Origin of the sequence: Caballeronia sp. ATUFL_F1_KS39 (assembly GCF_023630985.1) — a bacterium.
Lineage (GTDB): Bacteria > Pseudomonadota > Gammaproteobacteria > Burkholderiales > Burkholderiaceae > Caballeronia > Caballeronia zhejiangensis.
The window spans coordinates 1-250 of sequence record NZ_JALQDZ010000121.1 but is presented as its reverse complement, the minus strand read 5'-3'; the positions used below and the strand labels follow the sequence as shown (position 1 = coordinate 250).

1 protein-coding gene is annotated in these 250 nt (G+C 63.6%); it reads right to left on the bottom strand.

Features of this window, described 5'->3' with window-relative positions:
• Nucleotides 1-16 precede the first annotated feature (16 nt).
• Nucleotides 17-142 (bottom strand): hypothetical protein, encoded by a 126-nt coding sequence (locus NCR93_RS31970; protein ID WP_284507457.1) that lies wholly within the window; start codon nucleotides 140-142, stop codon nucleotides 17-19.
• Nucleotides 143-250: the final 108 nt, after the last annotated feature.

Here is a 250-nt window from a genome sequence, read left to right as displayed (position 1 = left end):
AGATGCGGCAAATCCGCTACACGAGCTGCGAAAGTGCGAACAGCGCGATGAGGTTGTAGAACGCGTGCACGGTCGTCACGACCCAGAACGGCGAGCCGCGCTTTTCCTGCTCGATGAGCACCGCCGCCGGCAGTCGCATCAAAAACGCAAACGCCGAATCACCCGAATGCGCCGATGCCCGCGCAAGCCGGTTCATGCATCACACGCGCGAAGTCAGCAGGCGAATGCCCGCCGCGCCGAACACGAGCGC